The sequence below is a fragment of the Paenibacillus aurantius genome (assembly GCF_032268605.1).
Classification (GTDB): Bacteria; Bacillota; Bacilli; order Paenibacillales; family NBRC-103111; genus Paenibacillus_AO; species Paenibacillus_AO aurantius.
In genome coordinates this window covers 3,416,520-3,436,371 of sequence record NZ_CP130318.1, presented here as the reverse complement: position 1 = coordinate 3,436,371, position 19,852 = coordinate 3,416,520, and the positions used below count along the sequence as shown (strand labels likewise).

Here is a 19,852-nt window from a genome sequence, read left to right as displayed (position 1 = left end):
GGTAAGATGAAGCAGGAGCCGATCAGCAATACAATGCCTTCGGGACAGGGAAGGCAAGCTTGGATAGAGGGATGGTGGAGAGAGGAAAAGCTTCTAATCGTGGCAGGTCTCTTGGGCTTTATCCTCGCCGGCTTGTGCGCCATTTGGGTCCTGCTATTCGGAGGCGAGGTCGCCCCCGGGGGAAACGTATCGAAGGCGGTCTCCTTTAATGCGGCGTTAGGGTTATTCCTTTTGTCCACCGCCATGATCTTGCCGTTCTCTCCGTTGGGCCGGCGCAGCAAGCAGGGATTCCGGCTCGTTTACACAGCCTTGGCGCTTTATTCTTATGGAGCGGAGACCATTCAGAATGTGCGCGGGGTCAATCCCCGGTTCGTCCGGGACGGTTCCGGGTGGGACCAGGCGGTAGGGGCCGGTTTCGCCTTGGTGGCCATGCTGCTTGTGGTGTTTTATGTGGCTCTGGCCATTTCATATTTCCGCCGGAAGGCGTTCCGCAAGGGAGTAGGGATGATATTGGCCATCCGCTATGCCATGGCGGCCGTCATACTCTCCTTTGCCGCGGGAATCTGGATTTCCGTTAATCAGGGACGTTATACGGGAGAGCAGGGAAACATCATTTGGCTGCATGGCCTCGGCTTCCATGCCCTTCAGGCTCTGCCTTTTGCCGCGTGGCTGGCGGGACGGGTGCGGGAACCCTTCCGGACATCAGGCAAATGGATTCATTTGGCCGGCATCACTTACCTTCTTGGCCTGGATTTAATCGCGGTTCAAACCATAAACGGCGCTCCGGTTTTGGAATGGTCGGCCTTTCCTCTCGCTGCTTGTGTGTGCTTTGCCGTTTCCCTTGGAATCGGTGCTCTTCTGCTGGTTAAAGCGTACCGGACAAACGGAGCTGCCCGGGCGGCTTGATTGCCCTAACGCCGGGGAAATACGGAAGTCCTTAAGGGGGAAGATAACTGGTGGGGAAGCCGAACGGACCCAATACCCTGGGTGCCGATGCGGGCGGGGGATACAGGACGGGTCGCTCTCTCCCTAAAAAGCGTCAACGACAAGGGCCGCGGCTAAATGCCGCGGCCCTTGTGACGTCGTTCCAGCGAAACCGCCAGAGTCTTGTATAGAAGAAAATCAATTACCCGTTGGAGAGCTTATCTTCGCGTGTCCTCGGATATAGAAGGACAAACCCGATAAAGAATATAGCACAGAGCAAGGCTAGAAAGCCGTAGCCGCCGAAGATCTCGTAACGGATGGACAGGTAGCCGAAGCCGAGGCCGGCCAGGGCGCTCCATCCATTCTGTCCGAGCGACTGGAAAGAATCGATGGTAGCGCGCATAGGGGACGGGATGCGGTGGTGAAGGTAACCGGCCGCGATGGGCTCCATCAGCCCGGCGGCGAAGCAGACAGCGGCCATGGCGGCGAGTCCCCCCAGGCTGCGGCTGACGGCCATGGCGGCAAAGCCCGCCGCCCCCGCGGCGAGAATGATGGCAATAAGCCGGCCGGCGCCGTACCGGTCCTTCAGCCAGGAAGCGGCCAGACTGCCCGGCAGCTGAATGAGCATGATGGCCGACGACAGGACGCCGAAGGCGTAGACGGGGAAGTGGAGCCGATCCGCATAAAGCTGCCAAAATTCATAAATATAGACCAGGGACGCTCCGGTCACCATTCCGCTCAGCATAACAAGACACACCCGGGGGTGAAGTCGGAAGAAACGAAGCGGCTCGGTCAAGTAAGAGCGCAGGGGCGGCCTGGCCTCTGCCTCGTCAGCCGCCTCATCACGGGAGCCGGGAGCCGGCTCGATCAGAAGAAGCGTGAACGTCAAGGCGATTATCGTGCTGGCGAGAGAAACCCAATAATTGAGGCTCAAGCCGTAGCGCCCCGCCAGCAAGCTCCCTGTCAAGGCGGCGGTCACCGCCCCGACGAAATCGCAGGCGTTCAAACGGCCTAGATGCTTCTCGAAGGAGGAAGCTCGGCCGAGCCGAACCAGCGTATCGTAAAGAAGCGCGTTCTCGGACCCGCTTCTGGCCGAATGGCCGATTCCCGCTATTATCACCACAAGGGCGAAGGAACTGAATCCGGATGCCGGGATCAGCAGCGCAAACTCCAGAGAGGCGAGAAGAGCGCCCGCGACCAGCATTCGTTGACGTCCCCAACGGTCGGCCATGATTCCGGTCGGCACTTCCAGAACAATAATCGTAACGGCATACAGGATTTCCGTGTAAACCACCAGGGGAATAGTCATCCCCCGCTGTTCCCAATACAGGCGTTCGATCACATAAGCCGGAATCAGGCTCGAAAAAAAACGGATGATATACAGCTTCCACACATTTGCCGATAGTTTCAAAAGGCAAGCTCCTTTCCTGCTTCGGATGTCCGGTGATAAGCGGATCCGTAAGCAGGGGGAGCCCGGGCGGAAGCCGGGACATCGGCTTAGCTGGGAGGACGGGCGTAACCATTCATAACGAGGGACTCCTTTCGGTTGTATAGGTTTGTATTCCCATCATAGAGGGGCGGAATCGGGACGTCAACGCTGGCGGAAAATTTTTATTGACCATTTTATAACCATTGGTTATTATATTTACAACGGTTAGTTTACAGTGGTTAGTTAAAAAAAGGAAGTCTAAGAACCTATGCTTCCCCATACAGAGAAGAAGGAGTCGTTACGCCATGGCCGGTCTTAAAGAAAAAAGAGCCGAGGAAACCCGAAAAGCCATTCTCACCGCGGCGGGAAAACTGTTCAAGGATAAGGGCTTCAGCCAAATCTCCATGAGGGAGATCGCCAAAGAGGCGGGCTGCTCCCACACGACCATCTACTTGTATTTCAAGGATAAGGAAGCACTGCTTCACCACTTGTCCGGGCCGCCCCTGGAAAAGCTGCACGAGCAGATGCAAGCGATCGTCTCCGGGGGGGAAGAGGCGGAGGGCGGCCGGCTGAAACAGATGTTCCGCGCGGCGGTGCAATTCAGCTTGGAGAACCGGTCGACCTACTCTATCCTGTTGGGAACGAACGCTACACGGGTGGATACCGAGTCTCCCGGCTCGGAGCTGAATCGGCTGCGCCTGGGTCTTTTTCAGTTAATGAAGCAGGAGCTTGGAAGGACGTTGGAGCTTCCGGATGGGGAAAGGCTTCTGGCGTTCGGCCGGATCTACTACTACCAGCTTCTCGGGGTATCGGGAACCTATTCCGAGTCGGAGGAGAGGACGGAAAGCCTCATGGAACGGCTGTCGGCCACCTTCGATCAAGCGGTGGACGTTCTGCTCGCAGGCTTCCGGGCCCAGCTTTCTAATACGAATGGGAGGGACTAAGAATGAAAATAGAAGCAATCGGAGATAAGGTTTGGAGCCTGCGGGCTTGGCTGATCATTCCCGTGACGGTATGGATAACGGAGGATGAGGAAGGGCTGACCCTGATTGATGCGGGGATCCCGTCGATGGCGGACGGCATTCTGAAGTTTATTGAACAAAGAGGGGTTCCCTTGAAGCGGATTCTTCTGACCCACGGGCATTCCGATCATGTGGGGGCGATTCCCAAAATACTCGCCGTGCACCCCGTTCCCGTCTATGTTCATCCAATCGAGATCCCTTTCATGGAAGGAAGAGAGCCTTATCCGGGACGCAAAAAAGCTGTAGCCTTCACGGCACCCGGCCTGATTCGTCCGCTCGAGACGGACGGAAGCCGTCTCCTTCCGGTCTCTGGCCTGCAGCCGTATCATACCCCCGGGCATTCACCCGGTCATACCGCCTTCCATATTCCGGGTTCCGGTATTCTTCTGGCCGGGGATATGTTCTGGTCGAGGAGAGGCAAGCTCCGGAAGCCGATGTTCACAGCGAATATGCAGCAGGCAATGGAAAGCAGCCGGCTCGTGGATGAGCTGATGCCTACCCACCTTGAGGTGTGCCACGGGAAGCCGGTCCGGAATGCCGCGGGGCAAGTGGAAGCCCTAAGGGCAAGCGTGCTTCCGAAGGAAGACTCCTCTCATGCGGCTAACCATCGCCCGTAAGGCACCGCCGCTTCAACTACGGACAATAGCATCCCGTTTCGGGGTGTTTTTGTTTTTTTGGAAAGAGAGATCGCCAAGGGGCTGGAATTTTCTGTATCGGTTGTAGTAAGCTTTACGGTAATCCCAAAGGAAGAGGAGCAGCTTTCATGTGCCGGAATATCAAACCGCTTTTTAACTTTGAGCCCCCCGCCACCGAGGAAGAAATCCAGGGGGCGTCCCTGCAGTTTGTCCGAAAAATTTCGGGCTTTCCGAAGCCTTCTCAGGCTAACGAAGCCGCCTTCGCAAAAGCGGTCGATGAAGTAGCGGAGGCAGCCCGGCGTTTGCTGGATTCGCTCGTCAGCCAGGCTGCACCCAAGAGCCGCGAGGTGGAGGCCGAGCGGGCCCGTCTGCGCAATGCCAAGCGTTTCGGACCCGCCAAAGAGGGCTGAACGGCCCGGGACGCGTTTCTTAAGCAGGAACTAGTCTTTCGGAACAGCCTTCAGCCGCTGATCGCCCGGTTGGCTTCCAGGATGCGTTCCGCCGTGGCCTCGACCAAGGGAACAGAGGCGAGCACCTCTCGGGAACGGGAGATAATAGAAGACCGGTCCGGAAGGCCAAGGTCCGTCAGGAACGCTTGAAAAGCCGGGAGATGAGCCGGGATCAGCGCGGGAGAATCGGCTAACAGGATTTTATGGCAGCGGGCAAAGGTCGCCCCGATCCAGAAGACCGCCTCCCGATGTTGGCCTGAGTGAACCAGCTCCCGGCTGCCGTCGATGGCGACCGCCCGAGCCTCGGGCGTGATATCGGCGCTGAAGGGGAACCGCGTGCGGGAGACGGCTGCGGCCGCGTCAAAGGAGCGGGAGAGCGCTTCCATGTGAGTGGAGGCTTGGTGGGGTGTCCAAGCTTCACAGCCAAGAAGCTTAAGAAGCTCCGGGTATACCGCCTCCAGCCCATATTCCCGAAGCACGGCGTTTGCCGCCGGGTAGCGCAGCCGGACAGTCGGATTCCGCAGGGCGGCGGCCAGAAGAACATGCGTCGTTATTCCGGCGGGAAAAAGCCAAGAATTGACCAGGTCGGGAAGGGAGGCGTCGGGGTCGAGACCTTGTACCCCGGTTCGGATTTTATTCAAGGCTTGGAGGCAGCGCTGCCGGACCCAATGGCGATCGGCAAACTGCCGGGAAACGTCCCGTTGAAGCTCCTTCAGCCTACCGGAAGGATCGGCTATTACGGTATCCCTGCGGAAACCGCCGGCTAGGTGGTAATCGGCGAGAACCGACTCCGCCGAAGCGAGCCGGTTGAGGGGAAGATGAGTCACCTCTAGCAAGACTCCCTGGTAAAGAAATTTGCCGAGCTTGCCGGGAGGCTCTTCCCGGGAGGTGACCACCATAATGTCCACATCCGAGGCGGGTGGCAGATCAGCGTCCTCCGTGAGATCGACGGTCGAACCGCTCAGGTAGGCCCCGACAAACTCCTCGTGCGGTGCGGCGGCTTCTTTAACCCATTCCGATGCCGTACGGCGTGCCTCTTTAACCTTCATTCGAGAGCCTCCTCGTGTGAATGTAATTTGTAGGGAAAGGATGTGCTTTCTTTGGTTTCTTTTTTATTTGTTGTCGGAATCCTTCAAGTCCTATTCGGCTTGATTATGGGGGTACGGGCTGCCACAGAGCATGACTTTCATCTGCTGCCCGTTCTCGGCTGGTGGATCGGGGGAGTGACGAGCGGAGCCGTTTTCTTTGCCTTGGGCTTTATCCTGGATTCGGTTAGAAGCACAGAGGGCTATGCTTATCAGCTCCTGAGAAATTACAACCGGGATAACCCGGCGCCTGCCGAAGCCCAGAGACCGCTTGGCAATTCGAAGAGCAGCTTGAGCAAGCTTAGCTCGTACCGTATGGGGACGCTGGAGAAGAACGGAGAATCGACGTCTGAATAATAACTCGGAGGCTGCGGGTGATGGATTATCCGTTCCTGACCTCAGGCAAACAGCCCGAAAAAGACCCGAATCAGCCATATCCCCAAGGCGATCCATAAGAGGATAAACAGGGCGCCGGTAAACCAGTTTACCGGTTTGCGTTGTTGGCTTCGTTCTTCGGCAACCCGGCGGTACTCCTCGATAATGGGCCGGGGAATGAGGCGAAGGGCGAGGGCCACACCGAGCGGAACGAGAATGAGGTCGTCCACATAACCGAGAACAGGTATAAAGTCCGGAATAAGATCGATGGGGCTGAAAGCATAGGCGGCTACGCATACAGCGGCCAGTTTGCCGTACCAGGGAACGCGAGGGTCCCGGCAGGCGAGATAAAGCACATACAAGTTCCGTTTGAGGGCCTTGGCCCATTGTTTCAACTTGGCTAGATAGGAATTAGACAACGCTTTCAACCTCCTTCCCTATCCCTGAAAGGGGTCCTGTTCGGGTATAACAAGGGCCCTCTTTTTTTACCTTACCAGATCAGAAGGACAAAAAGAAGAGACTTCACAAAGTCAGAAGGAGAGGGTGAAACATGAAGCCAGAGCGGTCTCTTCCCCGAGCCGGGAACGGAAGCCCAAGGTTCCCGGAGACGGCTGTAGCCGGTTTTATGGACGAATTGGAGAAGGAAGGGCTTGAGCTTCACAGCTTTATGCTTGTCCGGCGCGGTTGTGTGGTGGCCGAGCATTGGTGGGCTCCTTACGCCCCGGAGCTTCCACATATGCTGTTTTCCTTAAGCAAAAGCTTCACCTCGGCCGCGGTTGGCCTGGCCGCAGCAGAAGGACGGCTGTCTCTGCAGGATAAAGTCGTGACTTTTTTCCCCGGACTGGCACCGCTTAATCCTCCGGATCATCTCCAGAAGATGACCGTTCGTGATTTGATGATCATGGGAACCGGGCATGCCCGGGACACTATGGAAGCGTTAAATGAGAAGCCCAAAGAAGATTGGGTAAAAGCCTTTCTGGCTCTTCCCGTCGAGCACCCTCCCGGAACCCGCTTTGTTTACAACAGCGGGGCTTCCTATATGCTGTCTGCCATCGTACAGGAAGTAACCGGGCTTACCCTTCTCGCTTATCTGCAGCTTCGGCTTTTGGAACCGCTAGGGATTGGCGGGGCCGAATGGGAATCCTGCCCGATGGGCAGAAACTTCGGAGGATGGGGGCTTAGCCTTCGGACCGAAGATATCGCCAAGTTTGGGCAGCTGCTTCTTCAGAGAGGCATGTGGGAAGGGAAGCGAATCCTGCCCGAGGGCTGGATGAAGGAAGCGGTGACCAAGCAGATCGAGAACGGAAGCGGTGCCGACAACGATTGGTCGCAAGGGTACGGCTACCAATTCTGGATGTGCCGGAACGGGGCGTTCCGGGGGGATGGCGCGTTCGGCCAATTCTGTGTCGTGATGCCGGAGGAGGAAGCGGTACTCGCCGTAACAGCCGGAACCGGCCGCATGCAGGATGTCCTTAAGGCCGTGTGGTCCCATCTTCTTCCTCCGCTTCGGGGCCAGGAACCCGCTGCTTCTCTTTCAGAAGGGAACGCGTCCAAAGCTTGGCGTCTGGATCCTCCTAAACAGACATCCCGTTCGGTCCGCGAAAGCCTGGTTTCAGACTTGTCCTATCGTCTGGAGCCCAATGTCCATCGATTGACCGGGATCCGTTTCCAGTTCCGCCCGGATTCCGCCGAGCTCGTTATCCAGACGCAGGAACGGGGGGAGCTCACCATCCTTCTTGGCCGGGAACATTGGCTCGAAAGCTTTGCTTCTGTCATTCGGGACCGTAAGGACCGGGTAATGGGCAGTTTCACTTGGCTGTCGGAAGATACCCAGGAGACTACTCTCCGTTTGACGGAAACTCCTTTTTGCTTTACGTTGAAAAACCAGTTTGCCGGTGATCAGCTAAGGATGGAAATCCGCCCTCAAGTAAGCTTTGGCGGGGAAGAGCCGGTAGTCATTACCGGTCATCGGACGGATAGCAGCCCGCTTCATTTAGGTAAATGATTCCGCCGGTAGGCGCCAGGCGTTTCCTTAACGAGGGAACGGAAGAGCCGGTGAAAGTGAGGCAGGCTTGCAAAGCCGCATGTTTCCGCGATGCGGTCGACGCTGGCGTCTGTCGTAAGAAGCAGGTCTTTGGCAAGAGCGATCCGCTTCGCATGAACGTAATCGGTGACCGTTAACCCGGTCAATTGCTTAAAGACGCGGGAGAAATGAGCCGCCGAAACCGGTACCCGGCCGGCAAGCAGAGACAGGCTGATGCCGGGATCCTCATAGTGGCCGTCCAGGTAGGAAAGCGTATCCCGCATCCAAGGCGGCCCGACCAGAATGCCGGCGTTCCGCTCGGAAGCGGCGGCCGCAAGGTGCCGGGACAGCTGGAGAAAGAGGGTTTGGAGAATCAGGCTTGCCGCCTGCCGGTACCCGGCCTTTTGGCCGGTGAACTCGGCTTCCATGCCGGAAAGCTCTTCTTCAAGACAAGCTTGAAGGTTCTCCGGAAGAGGATGCTTGTATCTTCCGTTTCGCCGGGCTTCTTCGAACAGCCTTTGGCCGGAATGCTCGTCCCCATGCGGGCTCGGAGGAATAAGGAAGGGCGAGAAGAAGAGCGCGGTGGAGGTGACCGGCTCGTCTTCGTCCGGCTGCGCCCGGTGAACGGTATTGCCCGGAATGACGAACAGATCCCCGGCCTCCATGGTATAGAAGGTTTGATTGATGAAGAACATTCCCTTTCCGCCGTGTACATAGACGAGCTCATAGCGGTCGTGAAGATGCTCCGGCAGCTCATTCTGCGGGAGCTTTCGGTCTTTGTAGGTGAGGCTGAGGGGAAACATCGGGTCGTCAAAGAACGGTTTGCGGATCGGCTGGATCATGGAGGTCCTCCTGGCATCAAGTGCTTTCAGAATATCAAAATCGGGTAGGTTTTCGCAAGAATCGGTCATTCTATGCTGAATTGAATCCTGGTACAATGTCGCTAATCAATGAAGAAAGCAATAGATAACGCTTACGTGGAGAAGCAAGCAAACGGAGGGATCGGAATGAAAGGAATTGTCTGCGAGGAAGTGGGAAGTTTCGTGATGGTGGATCAATTGCCGGACCCTGAGCCGCAGCCGGGGATGGCGGTGGTGGCCATCCGAAGAATCGGCATATGCGGGACGGACTATCACGCTCATCAAGGCAACCAGCCTTTTTTCACTTACCCGAGAATTCTTGGGCATGAGCTGGCGGGCATTATCGAACAGATCGGGGACAATGTCGAAGGGTTAAAGGAAGGAGACCCTGTCAGTGTCATTCCATACCTGCACTGCGGCCATTGCATCGCCTGCCGGAGAGGACGGACGAACTGCTGTGTCGAGATGAAAGTGCTTGGGGTGCATGTTGACGGAGGCATGAGAGAACGGATATCGGTTCCCGTCACTCATCTCATTCCGGCGAACGGACTCGCGTTGGACGAGGCCGCCCTGGTCGAGCCGCTTGCCATAGGGGCACATGCCGTCCGGCGCTCCGGACTCCGGGAAGGCCAGACCGCACTCGTGATCGGAGGAGGTCCGATCGGGCTCGGTGTCATGGCCTTTGCGAAGAAGACCGGGGCGAAGGTTATCGCCATGGATATTAACGAAGAACGGCTGGCCGTCAGCCGGAAATGGGCCGGCGTCGATCATACGGTCGTGGCCGGAGACGAGGCGCTTTCCCAGCTTCTTTCTTTAACGAACGGGGATTTGCCGGAGGTCGTGTTTGACGCTACGGGGAATGCCCGCTCGATGATGAATGCTTTTGCCTTCACCTCTCACGGGGGAACACTGGTTTACGTAGGTTTGGTAAAAGCCGATATCACGTTCCATGATCCGGAATTCCATAAGCGGGAGCTTACGCTAATGGGCAGCCGGAATGCGACGAGAGCAGACTTCGAGTATGTCCTTGAAGCCATTCGGAGCAAAGCCATTGATGCCAACGGTTATATCACTCACCGTTCTTCTTTCGACGGGATGATCGAGCATTTTGCCGGCTGGCTCAAGCCGGAGTCGAAGGTCATCAAGGCCGTCGTGGAGCTGGGGGAACCGGCATTTTTCAGTGGATGGACCATGGGGGAAACCTAATAAAAGGCTGCAGAACAACCGGTTCTGCAGCCTTTTGCTATGGATAAGCAGGGGAGGGAGGGAGGTGGCGACGGGTTAGGCCGGATTCTCCAGTGCCTCGATGACTTTACGGGCCGTGCTTTCACTGGATTGAGGGTTCTGGCCGGTCACGAGCTGGCCGTCCCGGATCGAGAAATCCGTCCACTTGGGGCCCGAATGAAACTTGGCTCCCCGTTCCCTCAAGGTCTTCTCGAGCAGGAAAGGCATGTGCCGGTCGAGTTGCATCTCGATCTCCTCCTCGTCGGTGAAGGCGCTGATGTTTTTGCCTTTTACGATCGGGGTTCCGTCTTTGTAGGTCGCATTAACCAGCCCGGCGGGGCCGTGACATACGGCGGCAATCACGCGCCCGTCTTCAGCGAAGGTTTGCAGTATATGCTGGAGAACCGGATTGTCCGGGAAGTCGAACATTGTACCGTGCCCGCCCGGAAGGAAGACGGCATCGAAGCCTTGGGCGTCTTCCCTGCTAAGCTTGGCCGTATGGGTAAGCTCCTTTTCCGCTTCCGCCCAATCGGCATTCTTCTCTCCTTCGATGCTGTTCGGATCGAGCGGCACTTCTCCCCCCTCGATGCTCTTTACTTTGACTTCATATCCGTTTTGCTTGAAGACGTTGTAAGGTACGGCGAATTCCTCCAGCCACAGCCCCGTTTTGTGGTCATCGGTGATCGTCGTGTGGTTCGTGACCACCATCAAAATTTTTCTGTTCATCGGTCGTTACCTCCTGATTGGTTGGTGACTTGGCTATTATTAACAAGAATGATTAATCTATTCGCTTGCACAATTAACGCCTGATTATTATAATTATGACATATTATATCAAGCAAATAGAAAGGATAAGAAGTCATGATTAGCCTGTCCGAAAGGCAAAAAGAAATTATTCGGGTCGTGAAGCGGAATGCTCCGATTACCGGAGAACAAATTGCCGAGCTCCTCGGCGTAGCCCGTCCGACCCTGCGCTCCGACTTGTCACTCCTTGTCATGCTGGGGCATTTGGATGCGAAGCCGAAGGTGGGCTATTACCCGGGAGCCAATGCGGCCGAGGTGACGGTCAACAGCATTCTTTCCAGAACGGTACGGGAAGTGCAGAGCCTGCCCGTGCTCATTCGGGAAACGGCTTCCATCCAGGATGCCGTGGTGATGCTGTTCATGGAGAATGTAGGAAGTTTGATCATTACGGATGCCGAAGGAGATTTGGCCGGAGTGGTTTCGCGCAAAGACCTGCTGAAGGTAACCCTGGGCAACTCCCAGGCGGCCGCGATGCCGGTCGGGCTGATTATGACCCGACATCCGAATGTGATCACCGTGTCTCCGGACGATACCGTAGCAGAAGCCGCAAAGAGAATGATCCGCCATCAGATCGACGCCCTGCCGGTTACCGTGACTTCGGAGAGAGCCGGCAAATGGGAAGTTGTCGGGCGCTTGACCAAAACAACGCTCACCAAGCTGCTGGTGGATGCGGAGCAGGGAACAGCAGGGGGGAAAGAAGATGAATAAAACGGGAGGCCAAACGGTAACCATCTGCTCCGATTCGATCGGGGATACGGCCGATGCCGTCGTACAAGCAACGCTTCGCCAGTTTGACTCCCTGCATGTTACCGTCCGCAGGATCGGATATGTGAAGCAGGAGGATGAAATTCGGGCTCTTATGGAGAAAGCGGCTGCCGAAGGAGGCTTTGTCGCCTATACGCTGGTTCAGCCGGAGCTTCGCGAGATGATGAGGGCCGAATCCATCCGCCTCTCCGTGCGCGCCGTTGATATTATGGGGCCGATGATGCAGGCGTATGTGGATACGTTCCACAACGAGCCCCGGCACGAGCCCGGGCTTCTCCGGAAGCTCGATGAAGAGTACTACCGCCGGATCGAGGCTATCGAATTCGCCGTGAAAAGCGATGACGGCCGGGACACGAATGCATTTCTCAAAGCGGATCTCGTTATCCTCGGGGTTTCCCGGACTTCCAAAACCCCGCTCAGCATGTTCCTCGCTTATACCGGAGTCAAGACCGCCAACCTGCCAATCGTTCCGGAGGTCAAGCTGCCGGATGTTCTGAACCGGGTGGAGCCGGGTAAGCTCATCGGGTTGACCATGGACGCCCAGAAGCTCGGGCATATCCGCAAGGAGAGGCTGCAGGCGGTCGGACTTCCGGGAAGCTCCAGCTATGCCGATCTCAGAAGAATAGTGGAGGAGCTGGAATACGCCGATTCGGTCTTCCGCCGTCTCGGCTGCCGGGTTATCGACGTCACCCATAAGGCTATCGAAGAAACCGCCTCAATCATAAGATCCTATCTATAAGGAGGGAATGGAAGATGGAACGGGAACTGGCTCTGGAATTGGTAAGGGTGACCGAATTGGCCGCCCTGGCCTCCGCACGCTGGATGGGGCGGGGGGACAAGAACCGGGCGGACGATGCCGCGACAACGGCCATGCGCGCGATGTTCGATACCGTTTCGATCCGGGGAACGGTGGTGATCGGCGAAGGTGAGATGGACGAGGCCCCCATGCTCTATATTGGGGAAACCGTCGGAAATTTGCAGGGCCCGGAGGTGGATGTGGCGGTCGACCCGCTTGAGGGAACGGAAAGTGTGGCCAAGGGGCATGACAATGCGCTGTCGGTGCTCGCCGTCGCCCCGAAGGGGCACCTGCTGCACGCACCCGATATTTATATGGAGAAGCTGGCCTGCGGTCCGGAGCTTAAAGGCTTCCTGAGCTTGAACGACCCAGCTGCCGTAACGGTCAGAAAAGCGGCGGAACGCCTCGGCAAGCCGTTGTCCGATCTGACCGTCATGATCCTGGAACGGGAACGTCACGCCGGGTTGGCGGAGGAGCTGAGGAGCTCGGGAGTCAGAATCTCCTTCCTAAGCCAAGGGGATGTGTCCGGGGCCATTGCAACGGCTTTTCCGGAAAGCGGGATTGATCTTTATCTGGGCTCGGGAGGAGCCCCGGAGGGGGTACTGGCCGCCGCTGCTCTTCAATGCTTAGGAGGGGAGCTTCAGGGCAGGCTGCTGCCCGCCGACGAAGCCGAACGGGAACGCTGCAAGAAGATGGGGGTAGGTGACATTACCCGGGTATTGACGCTCGAGGACATGGTCGGGCATGACGACGTCTTGTTCTCCGCCACCGGAATCACGCCCGGGGCTATGCTCGGGGGCGTGCGATATCTGCCCGGTGAAAGAGCGGAAACCCATTCGATCGTCATGCGCGCTGCGACCGGAACGGTCCGGTTCATCAAAGCAGTCCACCATCTGCAGAACAAACGGCTGCCGGATAGAGCCTCTTAAACCGGGCAACTTCTCCCCCGCCGTCGCCCGTCTAATTCCATTCTTTAGCGGGTATATTGGCTCTCAAGCAGGACATCAGGAGGAGATGGAGCATGTTTACCTTTGCCTATGAAGGCGCCGTTACCATTATTTGCGGGTTCTTTCTGTTAAGGCTCGCCGGCAAGAAGGTCATCGCCGAAATGACTCCGCTAGAGCTGGTGACCGTTCTATCCATCGGAACCAGATGAAGATATTAAGAATGACCATCGATCAGCTGGAGCTTCGCGTCCGCCAGAAAGGAATCTCCCGCCTATCGGATATTCGGACGGCCACTGTGGAAGTGAACGGACGCTTTGGCTACGAGCTAAAGGAATCCGCGAGGCCCATTACGAGGGGAGAGCTGGAAGATCTGCTTATGCAGCTGAAGCTCCCGGTGTCGTTATCCCAGCCGAAGGACGCCGAGGTCTTTGACACCGTAAGAGATTAGAATATCCCCGCTCCCTTCCGTAGGGAGCTTTCTTTCGTATATCCGTTTTTTCCATTGACGGCCAATGGGGAACTTTCTATAATAGGGGCACATCAGGAAAAGGAGGTGGTAAAGGTGGCAAGGAAAGATTGCCGGATCGGCTCCCACTCATGCAAAGCCTAAGTAGAGGCGATACTTTGCATGGGGCGTAAGAAGAGTGATCGCCCGATAAGCGCGAAATGATCGTTTCTAATATCTGGCTTTGCACCTTATGACATAGAAACACTAAATAAGGGGCTGAGAACGATGAATGAACCATTTATTAGAAACCATGAATATAATTATATCAAGAAACAGGCCGGAGCATACCAGCATGCCCTCCGCACGGCATCGGATCCGAAGGTGCTGGAAACGGTCAAGTACAGTACTATGACGAAGATCGTTGAGCTGTTTCCGGCAGCAACCGCGGAGCAGAAGAGCAAGCTGGAGCGGGTAGCCGGGCTGCAGACGGCGGAGGACTTCCACCAGTATACGAAAGAGCTGGAGGATGACTTGGTGCCCTTCCCGACCGTGACGGCCAAGCAGATACAGAAGCTTTTTCCGAAGAACAAGAAATTGAAGCTTCCGGACCTAGGCTCTCTGGACTACCGTTTCCTATCTTACCTGGGCTGGACGGACATCGCGACCAACAAGCTGTATCTGGTCGTTCCTCTGGACGGACAGCTGGTTGGCGTAGAAGGACGCTTTACCCCGACCAACAAGAGAAGCTTCTGTTTTGCTTGCAACCGGTACGAGGAGCTGGCTTTGTTCTCGGCGATTTCTAAGAAGAGGCCCGAGAATGCATCCCCGGATTATTACAAAGCGGTAGGCAATTATCTGTGTCTGCATAGTCAGGAGTGCAACAAAAACATTACGGACATGGCGGCGCTGCTTCGGTTTGTTGAAACCGTAATCGGTTGACGCGGATCGGATAAACGTCGTACTTTACAGGAGAACCAGAGAATCTAAGGATTCTGTGGTTCTTTTTATTGTTCCTGCTCTGGCGATAGCGTGGAGGTTTTTGGCCTCCGGGTTGACGGGAGGAAGGACGCGGGTTACAATACGTTTAAGAATTTAGTAAATTAGTAATTTAGTAAATGAGTAAAAGGGAACGGAGAGAACCGCCATGAACATTCCAACGACACTTAAGCACAAACCTGTCATCGTCTCCGACAATTATGAGAAGGTGGACGGAAGACTCGCCAACCATACCGATGCCAAGGGACTTTCCCTGGGTCTGGCCCAGTGGAACGACAGAGGCAAGCTTGACATTTCCGCCAAGGTTTGGCGGTACACCGGGGAGAAGTGGTCCCGGCAATCCGAGGAACTGCCGCTGCACCGGGTGCTGGATCTGTCCATTCTCATCTGCCGGGCTATGGAGCATTTTCGGGAAGCCTACCGCTTCGAGCATCTTTATGATCCCGAAGAGCCGGTCCTTGACCGGATAGGTCTGCAGGGAGATGCCATGACGGTTTCCGTGTGCACGAACAACGAGCGGATACAAGAGGATATCCGGCTGTTCAGCCAAGCTTTGGCAGAGGACGATGAATTAATCGGGGAGCGGCTGCGCACGCTGTCCCGCTTGCTGAAGGAGATGGGGTATTGAGATGGATAAAGCCAAGCGCAAAGAGCTGATCGAGGAATTCAAGCAGATCAAGACCTACATGGGGGTTATCCAAATAACCAACCGGACGAACGGCAAGAGATACCTTGCCGCCTTTCCGAACTTGAAGAACAAGTGGGAGACGATCCGGGCTCAGCTGGATATGGGCCGGCACATGAACTCAGGTCTCCAAAGAGATTGGAAGGAGTTTGGCCCGGAGGCTTTCCATTACGAGATTCTGGAACGCAAGGAAGCCGAGGAAATCACGGATATTAAGTGGGAGATGAAGCAGATTCTGAAGCCGTGGATGGCGAAGCTGCAGCCATACGGGGAACGGGGCTATCATAAGGAGCCGGAGGATGAGGCGAAGTAAGAGCGGGGGCGGAGATCCCCCGTTTTTTTGTGTCGAAGACGGCGGGACAGCTATTACAAAAACAACCTCCCCGCCCGGGGAGGCCGTTACAAGCCAAGGTTTTGAATTCGGTCGATTAACCCGGCGGCGTCCTGGATCGTTTGGATGATCTGGGAATTTTGCAGCTTGTCGAGCGCGAGATGGCCGTTATCCACCACGTCATTTATTTGCCCGAGCAGGACCTCGTTCTTGGCGACGAGCTGCTGGTGAAGCTCCTTCGCCGCGGCGGGGGCTTCCAGCCCGTTGAACCGCTCGATGTCCTGTTTCATGCTGTTGAGCCGGTTCTCCAGCTCCTTCTTGGCGTCCGGATTCGTGGCCGCCTCTTTGATTTGCTGGGGGGCTTCCTGTGCAAAATCGCTTAGTCGGGTCAAGTGGCCGGTTGCCTGATTGGCATAGTCCAAGGTCTGATTGGCTGTATCCAACAGGGAGCAGGCGCCGAGCAGGAGGGCGGACAGAAAGACGAGCAGAATGCCGGCGTTCCGTTTCATAAGGATCTTCTCCTTTCCAAGGATAATAGACGGAATGCTCTATTTCTTTGTATACGATTCTTAGTCAGCCGGGTTTCATGAAGGAAAAGGATTCGGCTGGAACCGGATATAAAAAAACAGACTGCCTCGCGGCAATCTGCTTCGATATTCATGCCCTCTATCCCCAAACCTTCAGGCCGTTCTTGTACACGGTTTGGACCTGAAAACGGCCGTCCTTCTGATCCATCAACACCAGATCCGCCGGCGCTCCGGCCGTCATGCCTTGAGAAGCCGGCTGTCCTACAAAAGCGGCGGGCCGGATGGAGGCCATCTCCCAAGCATCGGCCAGCGTGGCCAGCTCCTCCTTCACCAGGTGGGAGATTCCCCACGGCAGCATCTGGGCGGAACCGGCCAGAATCTTGGCATTCCCCGTCAGATGCAGTCGGCCTTCTTCCGTCAACGTAACTTGGCCGCCGATATGACTGACATAATCCCCCGGCTCCATTCCGCTGAAGTGAACCGCGTCGCTCACGAGCATGGCTTGGCGTCCTTTGGTACGCAGCACCACCTTCAGCACAGAAGAGGGGAGATGGAAGCCGTCCGCGATCACGCAGGTGGACAGGCCGTCTTCGGCCAGCTGCTCCCACAAGTAATTCGGATGGCGGGGCAGGGTGAGATGAGCACCGTTGCCAAAATGAGTCGAGAGCGTAGCCCCTGCGCTCACCGCTTCCCGGATCTGGGCCGGCTCCGCTGCGGTGTGGCCGATCGAGACGATCACTCCGCTCTTCGCACATTGCTCAACAAAGGCTGACGTCCCGGGCCATTCCGGCGACAGGGTCACGATGCGGATCTTGCCGTCGGCCGCTTCCTGCCAGGACTGGAACAGGTCCCAATCCGGCGCCTTCGTGAATCGCCTGTCATGCGCGCCGCGTGGGCCGTCCTCCGGGGAGAGAAAAGGACCTTCCAGATGAATGCCCCCGATCCCCGCCGCCGTAACGGGATCCTTCCTGCAGGCTTCCGCAATGGAGCGTACGGCCTGTGCGATGGCTTCATCTCCGTTCGTGATGACCGTAGGGAAGTAGGAGGTGACGCCTTCCTGCCATACCTCTCGCGTAACCTCGCATACTGTGTCGGAAGAGAGAGGGAGGGTATTGAAGTCTTTGCCGCGGAAGCCGTTGATTTGCAGGTCGACCAAGCCGGGGCCGATCCAAGGCAGCTTGCCGCGGCCGGCTGTCTCCTCTCCGGCTTGCAAGGGAGAGACGGAAGTGATGGCTCCGTCCGTTATCCGGACGGCCACCGCATCGCCCGTGGCGTAGTGAAGCCCGTGAACGACTTGGCTGGAGGACTCTTGTGTCGTCATGGCTTAAGCCTCCCCGTAAGAGTCGGTGTCCACGTACAGCGTACAGGCCGGGTGGTTGCGCAGAATGGTTGAAGGGCATTCGGTGGAAATGTCACCGTTAAGGGTGCGTTTGACGGCAGCTGCTTTGGTCGGTCCCGGCACCATGCAGAACAGCCTTCCCCCAGACAGAAGGGCGGGGATGGTCAAGGTGACCGCGTGAGTGGGGACGGCCTCCAAATTCGGGAAGCAGCCGTCGTTCACCTGCTGCTGGCGGCAAACCAGATCGAGCTCGACGCTTTTGACCAGGGCCTTGTCCTTGAAATCCGCCACCGGAGGATCATTAAAGGCCAGGTGGCCGTTCTCTCCTATGCCCAGGCACACGATGTCTATCGGCGCTTCCTGCAGGAGAGACGCGTAGCGGCTGCATTCCTCCTTGAGCTCGTTCGAGCTGTCGATCAGGTTAACGGTGCCCGGCTTGACATGATCGAACAAGCCGTGACAGAGAAAGGTTCCGAACCGTTGGGGGGCATCCGAGGGAAGCCCGATGTATTCGTCCATATGGAAAACGGTAATGCGCTTCCAGTCGATTCCTTCGGCCGTCCGGAGGCTTTCGAGGAATTCATTCTGGGAAGGAGCCGCGGCAAAGATCATGCGAATTCGCTCCTGGCGCTCCAGAAGGGACTTGATTTCCGAGACAGCTTCGCGGGCGGCATCCCGGCCCAGGGCTTTGCGGCTGGCGTACACTTTGACGGCAAGCTGATCTACCTTGTCTTCTTTAAGGGGGGCGGAATTTTCGAACATGGCGGCCTTCCTTTCTTATATCCGAAGGTTATAACTCCATTTGTCCTCAACAAGGACTAATTAAGCTAACGATACCACCTGGTGTCCGCATCGTCAAACCCTTTCTTTCCAGGAAAGGGTTATTCTTTCTCGTACTCCAGAATGACGGCATAGGCGGCTCCAGTGCCGGAAGCGTTAGGAAGATGGGTGAAGGTAAACCCGGTTTGGGAAGCGGGGACGGTTAAGGCTTGATCCTCGAAGCCTTTCCTTACGGCGTCGCAGAAAGCCGGGTAACGCCCATAAGGGGAATCAATCGTTACCGAATGGGGATTGAGCAGATTGACGACTTGAGAGAGGGCAAAACCGACATGGCCCCCCGCTTCGGCCAGGGTACGATTGAAGCGTCCCTCCGCCACCATCGTACCGTCTCCGAGCGCATCGCTCCATTCGCGGCCTTCGTGCCCCAATTGCTCCAGCACGCGGGGAATGCAGACCAGCGCTTCCAGACACCCTTTGCGTCCGCAGGAGCAGCGGGGTCCCTCGCGGTCCACGCACAGATGCCCCACCTCGCCGGCCGTCCAGCTTTCCCCATAATAGAGGCCTCCGTTCAGCAAAATGGCTCCGCCGACACCTTCTCCGATGCGCATATAGAAGGAGCTTTTCCCGCTTTCGAGCCGGGTGGCTTGAACGGGCGCCATAGCGGACGCCTTGACGTTGTTAAGCACGAGAACGGGGACGGGCAATTGGCTGTCCATTCTCTCCTTCAAGGGGATATTCTTCCACTCCAGATGAGAGGAGGACAGCACCCGTCCTGTCAGCGGGTCCAGTAGGGCGGGAACGGCCACCCCGATCCCGATCACATTCGGATAACGTTCCAGCAGCTCACGGCAAAGGGCGACGAGCTCTTCTATGTAATCTTCGGGGGAGAGGCCTTGTACGGACCGCCGGTTTTCCTCCAGAACCAGGGAACCGTAGTCCGTCACGGTGTAGCGGATCGAGGACATGCCTACCACGAGGCCCACCGCTTGGAAGCATCCGGGCACAAGCTGAAGGGGAATTCGGGGGCGGCCCACTCCGCCGGCATCCTCGGGAGCCCCCTCGCGGATGATTCCGCTGCCGATCCACTTCTGGACGATAACGGAGACCGTATTTTTGCTCAGGCCGAGCCGTTCGGCCATTTCCTGCCGGGATAGGCTTCCGGCTGTCCTTAGAAGGCGCAGCGCCTTTTTTTCATTCTGTTGTCTTAGCACAGCCGTCCCTTTGTTCATGCGCTCGATCCTTTCTCCTTATGACTGCTTGTATTATAGCACATCCGTTCGGAATCACACGTTGTCCGCCTTCGTCCCTTTCTTAGCCGGATTGTGCAAAGAAATAGAATAATTAGATAAATCCGATTGCAAAAACTACGGACAAAAGAACAAAGATCAGCGCCCGGGCCCGGTGTATG

Annotated in this window: 24 protein-coding genes; 15 read left to right on the top strand and 9 right to left on the bottom strand. The window is 56.7% G+C overall.

Translation table 11 applies throughout. The annotated features are described in order from the left end of the window. The first annotated feature begins 6 nt into the window (after positions 1-6). Positions 7-906: a hypothetical protein gene (locus tag MJA45_RS15350; RefSeq protein WP_315602791.1), complete on the top strand. Its 900-nt coding sequence runs from the start codon at positions 7-9 to the stop codon at positions 904-906. 220 nt (positions 907-1,126) lie between these two features. Here the strand turns inward: MJA45_RS15350 and MJA45_RS15345 are convergent, their stop codons facing one another. Continuing rightward, positions 1,127-2,335, bottom strand: a complete 1,209-nt coding sequence (locus tag MJA45_RS15345; protein ID WP_315602790.1) for an MFS transporter — start codon at positions 2,333-2,335, stop codon at positions 1,127-1,129. A 323-nt stretch (positions 2,336-2,658) separates the two neighbouring features. Here MJA45_RS15345 and MJA45_RS15340 point away from each other — a divergent pair, with 323 nt between their 5' ends. From MJA45_RS15340 to MJA45_RS15330, 3 genes are all read left to right on the top strand, one after another. Further along, the gene (locus MJA45_RS15340) at positions 2,659-3,297 is read left to right on the top strand and encodes a TetR/AcrR family transcriptional regulator (protein ID WP_315602789.1); all 639 of its coding nucleotides are present in this window, start codon (positions 2,659-2,661) and stop codon (positions 3,295-3,297) included. 2 nt (positions 3,298-3,299) lie between these two features. Next, entirely contained in the window at positions 3,300-3,992 is a 693-nt protein-coding gene (locus MJA45_RS15335) for an MBL fold metallo-hydrolase (RefSeq protein ID WP_315602788.1), read from the top strand. A gap of 146 nt (positions 3,993-4,138) precedes the next feature. Further along, positions 4,139-4,420: a DUF2277 domain-containing protein gene (locus MJA45_RS15330; RefSeq protein ID WP_315602787.1), complete on the top strand. Its 282-nt coding sequence runs from the start codon at positions 4,139-4,141 to the stop codon at positions 4,418-4,420. Between the two features lie 50 nt (positions 4,421-4,470). Here MJA45_RS15330 and MJA45_RS15325 read toward each other — a convergent pair whose 3' ends face one another. After that, positions 4,471-5,508: a hypothetical protein gene (locus tag MJA45_RS15325; RefSeq protein ID WP_315602786.1), complete on the bottom strand. Its 1,038-nt coding sequence runs from the start codon at positions 5,506-5,508 to the stop codon at positions 4,471-4,473. A 51-nt stretch (positions 5,509-5,559) separates the two neighbouring features. On the opposite strand from MJA45_RS15325, the gene MJA45_RS15320 reads away from it, so the two are divergent. Beyond that, on the top strand, positions 5,560-5,901 hold the full coding sequence (locus MJA45_RS15320; RefSeq protein ID WP_315602785.1) for a hypothetical protein: 342 nt from the start codon (positions 5,560-5,562) through the stop codon (positions 5,899-5,901). Positions 5,902-5,942: 41 nt separating this feature from the next. On the opposite strand, the gene MJA45_RS15315 is transcribed toward MJA45_RS15320, so the two are convergent. Continuing rightward, complete coding sequence (locus MJA45_RS15315) at positions 5,943-6,338, bottom strand: YkvA family protein (protein WP_315602784.1); 396 nt, start codon at positions 6,336-6,338, stop codon at positions 5,943-5,945. Between the two features lie 131 nt (positions 6,339-6,469). Between MJA45_RS15315 and MJA45_RS15310 the strand changes: the two genes are divergently transcribed. Further along, positions 6,470-7,924 (top strand): serine hydrolase domain-containing protein, encoded by a 1,455-nt coding sequence (locus MJA45_RS15310; RefSeq protein WP_315602783.1) that lies wholly within the window; start codon positions 6,470-6,472, stop codon positions 7,922-7,924. Here MJA45_RS15310 and MJA45_RS15305 read toward each other — a convergent pair. Continuing rightward, entirely contained in the window at positions 7,909-8,784 is an 876-nt protein-coding gene (locus MJA45_RS15305; protein ID WP_315602782.1) for an AraC family transcriptional regulator, read from the bottom strand. The genes MJA45_RS15310 and MJA45_RS15305 overlap by 16 nt on opposite strands. A 165-nt stretch (positions 8,785-8,949) precedes the next feature. Between MJA45_RS15305 and MJA45_RS15300 the strand changes: the two genes are divergently transcribed. Then, positions 8,950-10,008: a zinc-binding alcohol dehydrogenase family protein gene (locus MJA45_RS15300; RefSeq protein ID WP_315608033.1), complete on the top strand. Its 1,059-nt coding sequence runs from the start codon at positions 8,950-8,952 to the stop codon at positions 10,006-10,008. Between the two features lie 75 nt (positions 10,009-10,083). Here MJA45_RS15300 and MJA45_RS15295 read toward each other — a convergent pair whose 3' ends face one another. Further along, positions 10,084-10,752 carry a type 1 glutamine amidotransferase domain-containing protein gene (locus tag MJA45_RS15295; protein ID WP_315602781.1) on the bottom strand — a complete coding sequence of 223 codons (669 nt, stop codon included), beginning with the start codon at positions 10,750-10,752 and terminating at the stop codon, positions 10,084-10,086. 135 nt (positions 10,753-10,887) lie between these two features. Between MJA45_RS15295 and MJA45_RS15290 the strand changes: the two genes are divergently transcribed. The 8 genes from MJA45_RS15290 to MJA45_RS15255 all read left to right on the top strand — a co-directional run bounded on the left by MJA45_RS15290 (position 10,888) and on the right by MJA45_RS15255 (position 15,780). Continuing rightward, positions 10,888-11,538, top strand: coding sequence for a helix-turn-helix transcriptional regulator (locus MJA45_RS15290; protein WP_315602780.1), 651 nt, complete (start codon positions 10,888-10,890; stop codon positions 11,536-11,538). After that, positions 11,531-12,334 carry a pyruvate, water dikinase regulatory protein gene (locus MJA45_RS15285; RefSeq protein WP_315602779.1) on the top strand — a complete coding sequence of 268 codons (804 nt, stop codon included), beginning with the start codon at positions 11,531-11,533 and terminating at the stop codon, positions 12,332-12,334. Before MJA45_RS15290 ends, MJA45_RS15285 begins: the two co-directional genes overlap by 8 nt. A gap of 14 nt (positions 12,335-12,348) precedes the next feature. After that, a complete protein-coding gene (glpX, locus tag MJA45_RS15280) occupies positions 12,349-13,320 on the top strand; it encodes a class II fructose-bisphosphatase (RefSeq protein WP_315602778.1) in 972 nt (323 codons plus the stop codon). A 92-nt stretch (positions 13,321-13,412) separates the two neighbouring features. Then, entirely contained in the window at positions 13,413-13,547 is a 135-nt protein-coding gene (locus MJA45_RS15275) for a DUF421 domain-containing protein (protein ID WP_315602777.1), read from the top strand. Then, entirely contained in the window at positions 13,544-13,786 is a 243-nt protein-coding gene (locus tag MJA45_RS15270) for a YetF domain-containing protein (protein WP_315602776.1), read from the top strand. The genes MJA45_RS15275 and MJA45_RS15270 overlap by 4 nt, the downstream gene beginning before the upstream one ends. A 285-nt stretch (positions 13,787-14,071) precedes the next feature. Continuing rightward, positions 14,072-14,725: a FusB/FusC family EF-G-binding protein gene (locus MJA45_RS15265; protein WP_315602775.1), complete on the top strand. Its 654-nt coding sequence runs from the start codon at positions 14,072-14,074 to the stop codon at positions 14,723-14,725. Positions 14,726-14,930: 205 nt separating this feature from the next. Continuing rightward, positions 14,931-15,410, top strand: a complete 480-nt coding sequence (locus MJA45_RS15260; RefSeq protein ID WP_315602774.1) for a DUF6530 family protein — start codon at positions 14,931-14,933, stop codon at positions 15,408-15,410. A gap of 1 nt (position 15,411) precedes the next feature. Further along, positions 15,412-15,780 (top strand): GIY-YIG nuclease family protein, encoded by a 369-nt coding sequence (locus MJA45_RS15255; RefSeq protein WP_315602773.1) that lies wholly within the window; start codon positions 15,412-15,414, stop codon positions 15,778-15,780. Between the two features lie 86 nt (positions 15,781-15,866). On the opposite strand, the gene MJA45_RS15250 is transcribed toward MJA45_RS15255, so the two are convergent. The 4 genes from MJA45_RS15250 to MJA45_RS15235 form a co-directional block, all read right to left on the bottom strand. Beyond that, positions 15,867-16,307, bottom strand: a complete 441-nt coding sequence (locus tag MJA45_RS15250; RefSeq protein ID WP_315602772.1) for a DUF6376 family protein — start codon at positions 16,305-16,307, stop codon at positions 15,867-15,869. Positions 16,308-16,464: 157 nt separating this feature from the next. Beyond that, entirely contained in the window at positions 16,465-17,646 is a 1,182-nt protein-coding gene (locus MJA45_RS15245) for an N-acetylglucosamine-6-phosphate deacetylase (RefSeq protein ID WP_315602771.1), read from the bottom strand. Positions 17,647-17,649: 3 nt separating this feature from the next. Continuing rightward, positions 17,650-18,426, bottom strand: coding sequence for a glucosamine-6-phosphate deaminase (locus MJA45_RS15240; RefSeq protein WP_315602770.1), 777 nt, complete (start codon positions 18,424-18,426; stop codon positions 17,650-17,652). Between the two features lie 119 nt (positions 18,427-18,545). Beyond that, positions 18,546-19,673, bottom strand: coding sequence for an ROK family transcriptional regulator (locus MJA45_RS15235; protein ID WP_315602769.1), 1,128 nt, complete (start codon positions 19,671-19,673; stop codon positions 18,546-18,548). Positions 19,674-19,852 lie beyond the last annotated feature (179 nt).

What these genes read in the sequence shown, in the direction of transcription:
- MJA45_RS15350 (WP_315602791.1), top strand. Translation starts at nt 7, where the DNA reads ATGAAGCAGGAGCCGATCAGCAATACAATGCCTTCGGGACAGGGAAGG.
- MJA45_RS15340 (WP_315602789.1), top strand. Translation starts at nt 2,659, where the DNA reads ATGGCCGGTCTTAAAGAAAAAAGAGCCGAGGAAACCCGAAAAGCCATT.
- MJA45_RS15335 (WP_315602788.1), top strand. Translation starts at nt 3,300, where the DNA reads ATGAAAATAGAAGCAATCGGAGATAAGGTTTGGAGCCTGCGGGCTTGG.
- MJA45_RS15330 (WP_315602787.1), top strand. Translation starts at nt 4,139, where the DNA reads ATGTGCCGGAATATCAAACCGCTTTTTAACTTTGAGCCCCCCGCCACC.
- MJA45_RS15325 (WP_315602786.1), bottom strand. Translation starts at nt 5,508, where the DNA reads ATGAAGGTTAAAGAGGCACGCCGTACGGCATCGGAATGGGTTAAAGAA.
- MJA45_RS15310 (WP_315602783.1), top strand. Translation starts at nt 6,470, where the DNA reads ATGAAGCCAGAGCGGTCTCTTCCCCGAGCCGGGAACGGAAGCCCAAGG.
- MJA45_RS15305 (WP_315602782.1), bottom strand. Translation starts at nt 8,784, where the DNA reads ATGATCCAGCCGATCCGCAAACCGTTCTTTGACGACCCGATGTTTCCC.
- MJA45_RS15300 (WP_315608033.1), top strand. Translation starts at nt 8,950, where the DNA reads ATGAAAGGAATTGTCTGCGAGGAAGTGGGAAGTTTCGTGATGGTGGAT.
- MJA45_RS15295 (WP_315602781.1), bottom strand. Translation starts at nt 10,752, where the DNA reads ATGAACAGAAAAATTTTGATGGTGGTCACGAACCACACGACGATCACC.
- MJA45_RS15290 (WP_315602780.1), top strand. Translation starts at nt 10,888, where the DNA reads ATGATTAGCCTGTCCGAAAGGCAAAAAGAAATTATTCGGGTCGTGAAG.
- MJA45_RS15285 (WP_315602779.1), top strand. Translation starts at nt 11,531, where the DNA reads ATGAATAAAACGGGAGGCCAAACGGTAACCATCTGCTCCGATTCGATC.
- glpX (WP_315602778.1), top strand. Translation starts at nt 12,349, where the DNA reads ATGGAACGGGAACTGGCTCTGGAATTGGTAAGGGTGACCGAATTGGCC.
- MJA45_RS15275 (WP_315602777.1), top strand. Translation starts at nt 13,413, where the DNA reads ATGTTTACCTTTGCCTATGAAGGCGCCGTTACCATTATTTGCGGGTTC.
- MJA45_RS15270 (WP_315602776.1), top strand. Translation starts at nt 13,544, where the DNA reads ATGAAGATATTAAGAATGACCATCGATCAGCTGGAGCTTCGCGTCCGC.
- MJA45_RS15265 (WP_315602775.1), top strand. Translation starts at nt 14,072, where the DNA reads ATGAATGAACCATTTATTAGAAACCATGAATATAATTATATCAAGAAA.
- MJA45_RS15260 (WP_315602774.1), top strand. Translation starts at nt 14,931, where the DNA reads ATGAACATTCCAACGACACTTAAGCACAAACCTGTCATCGTCTCCGAC.
- MJA45_RS15255 (WP_315602773.1), top strand. Translation starts at nt 15,412, where the DNA reads ATGGATAAAGCCAAGCGCAAAGAGCTGATCGAGGAATTCAAGCAGATC.
- MJA45_RS15250 (WP_315602772.1), bottom strand. Translation starts at nt 16,307, where the DNA reads ATGAAACGGAACGCCGGCATTCTGCTCGTCTTTCTGTCCGCCCTCCTG.
- MJA45_RS15245 (WP_315602771.1), bottom strand. Translation starts at nt 17,646, where the DNA reads ATGACGACACAAGAGTCCTCCAGCCAAGTCGTTCACGGGCTTCACTAC.
- MJA45_RS15240 (WP_315602770.1), bottom strand. Translation starts at nt 18,426, where the DNA reads ATGTTCGAAAATTCCGCCCCCCTTAAAGAAGACAAGGTAGATCAGCTT.
- MJA45_RS15235 (WP_315602769.1), bottom strand. Translation starts at nt 19,673, where the DNA reads ATGAACAAAGGGACGGCTGTGCTAAGACAACAGAATGAAAAAAAGGCG.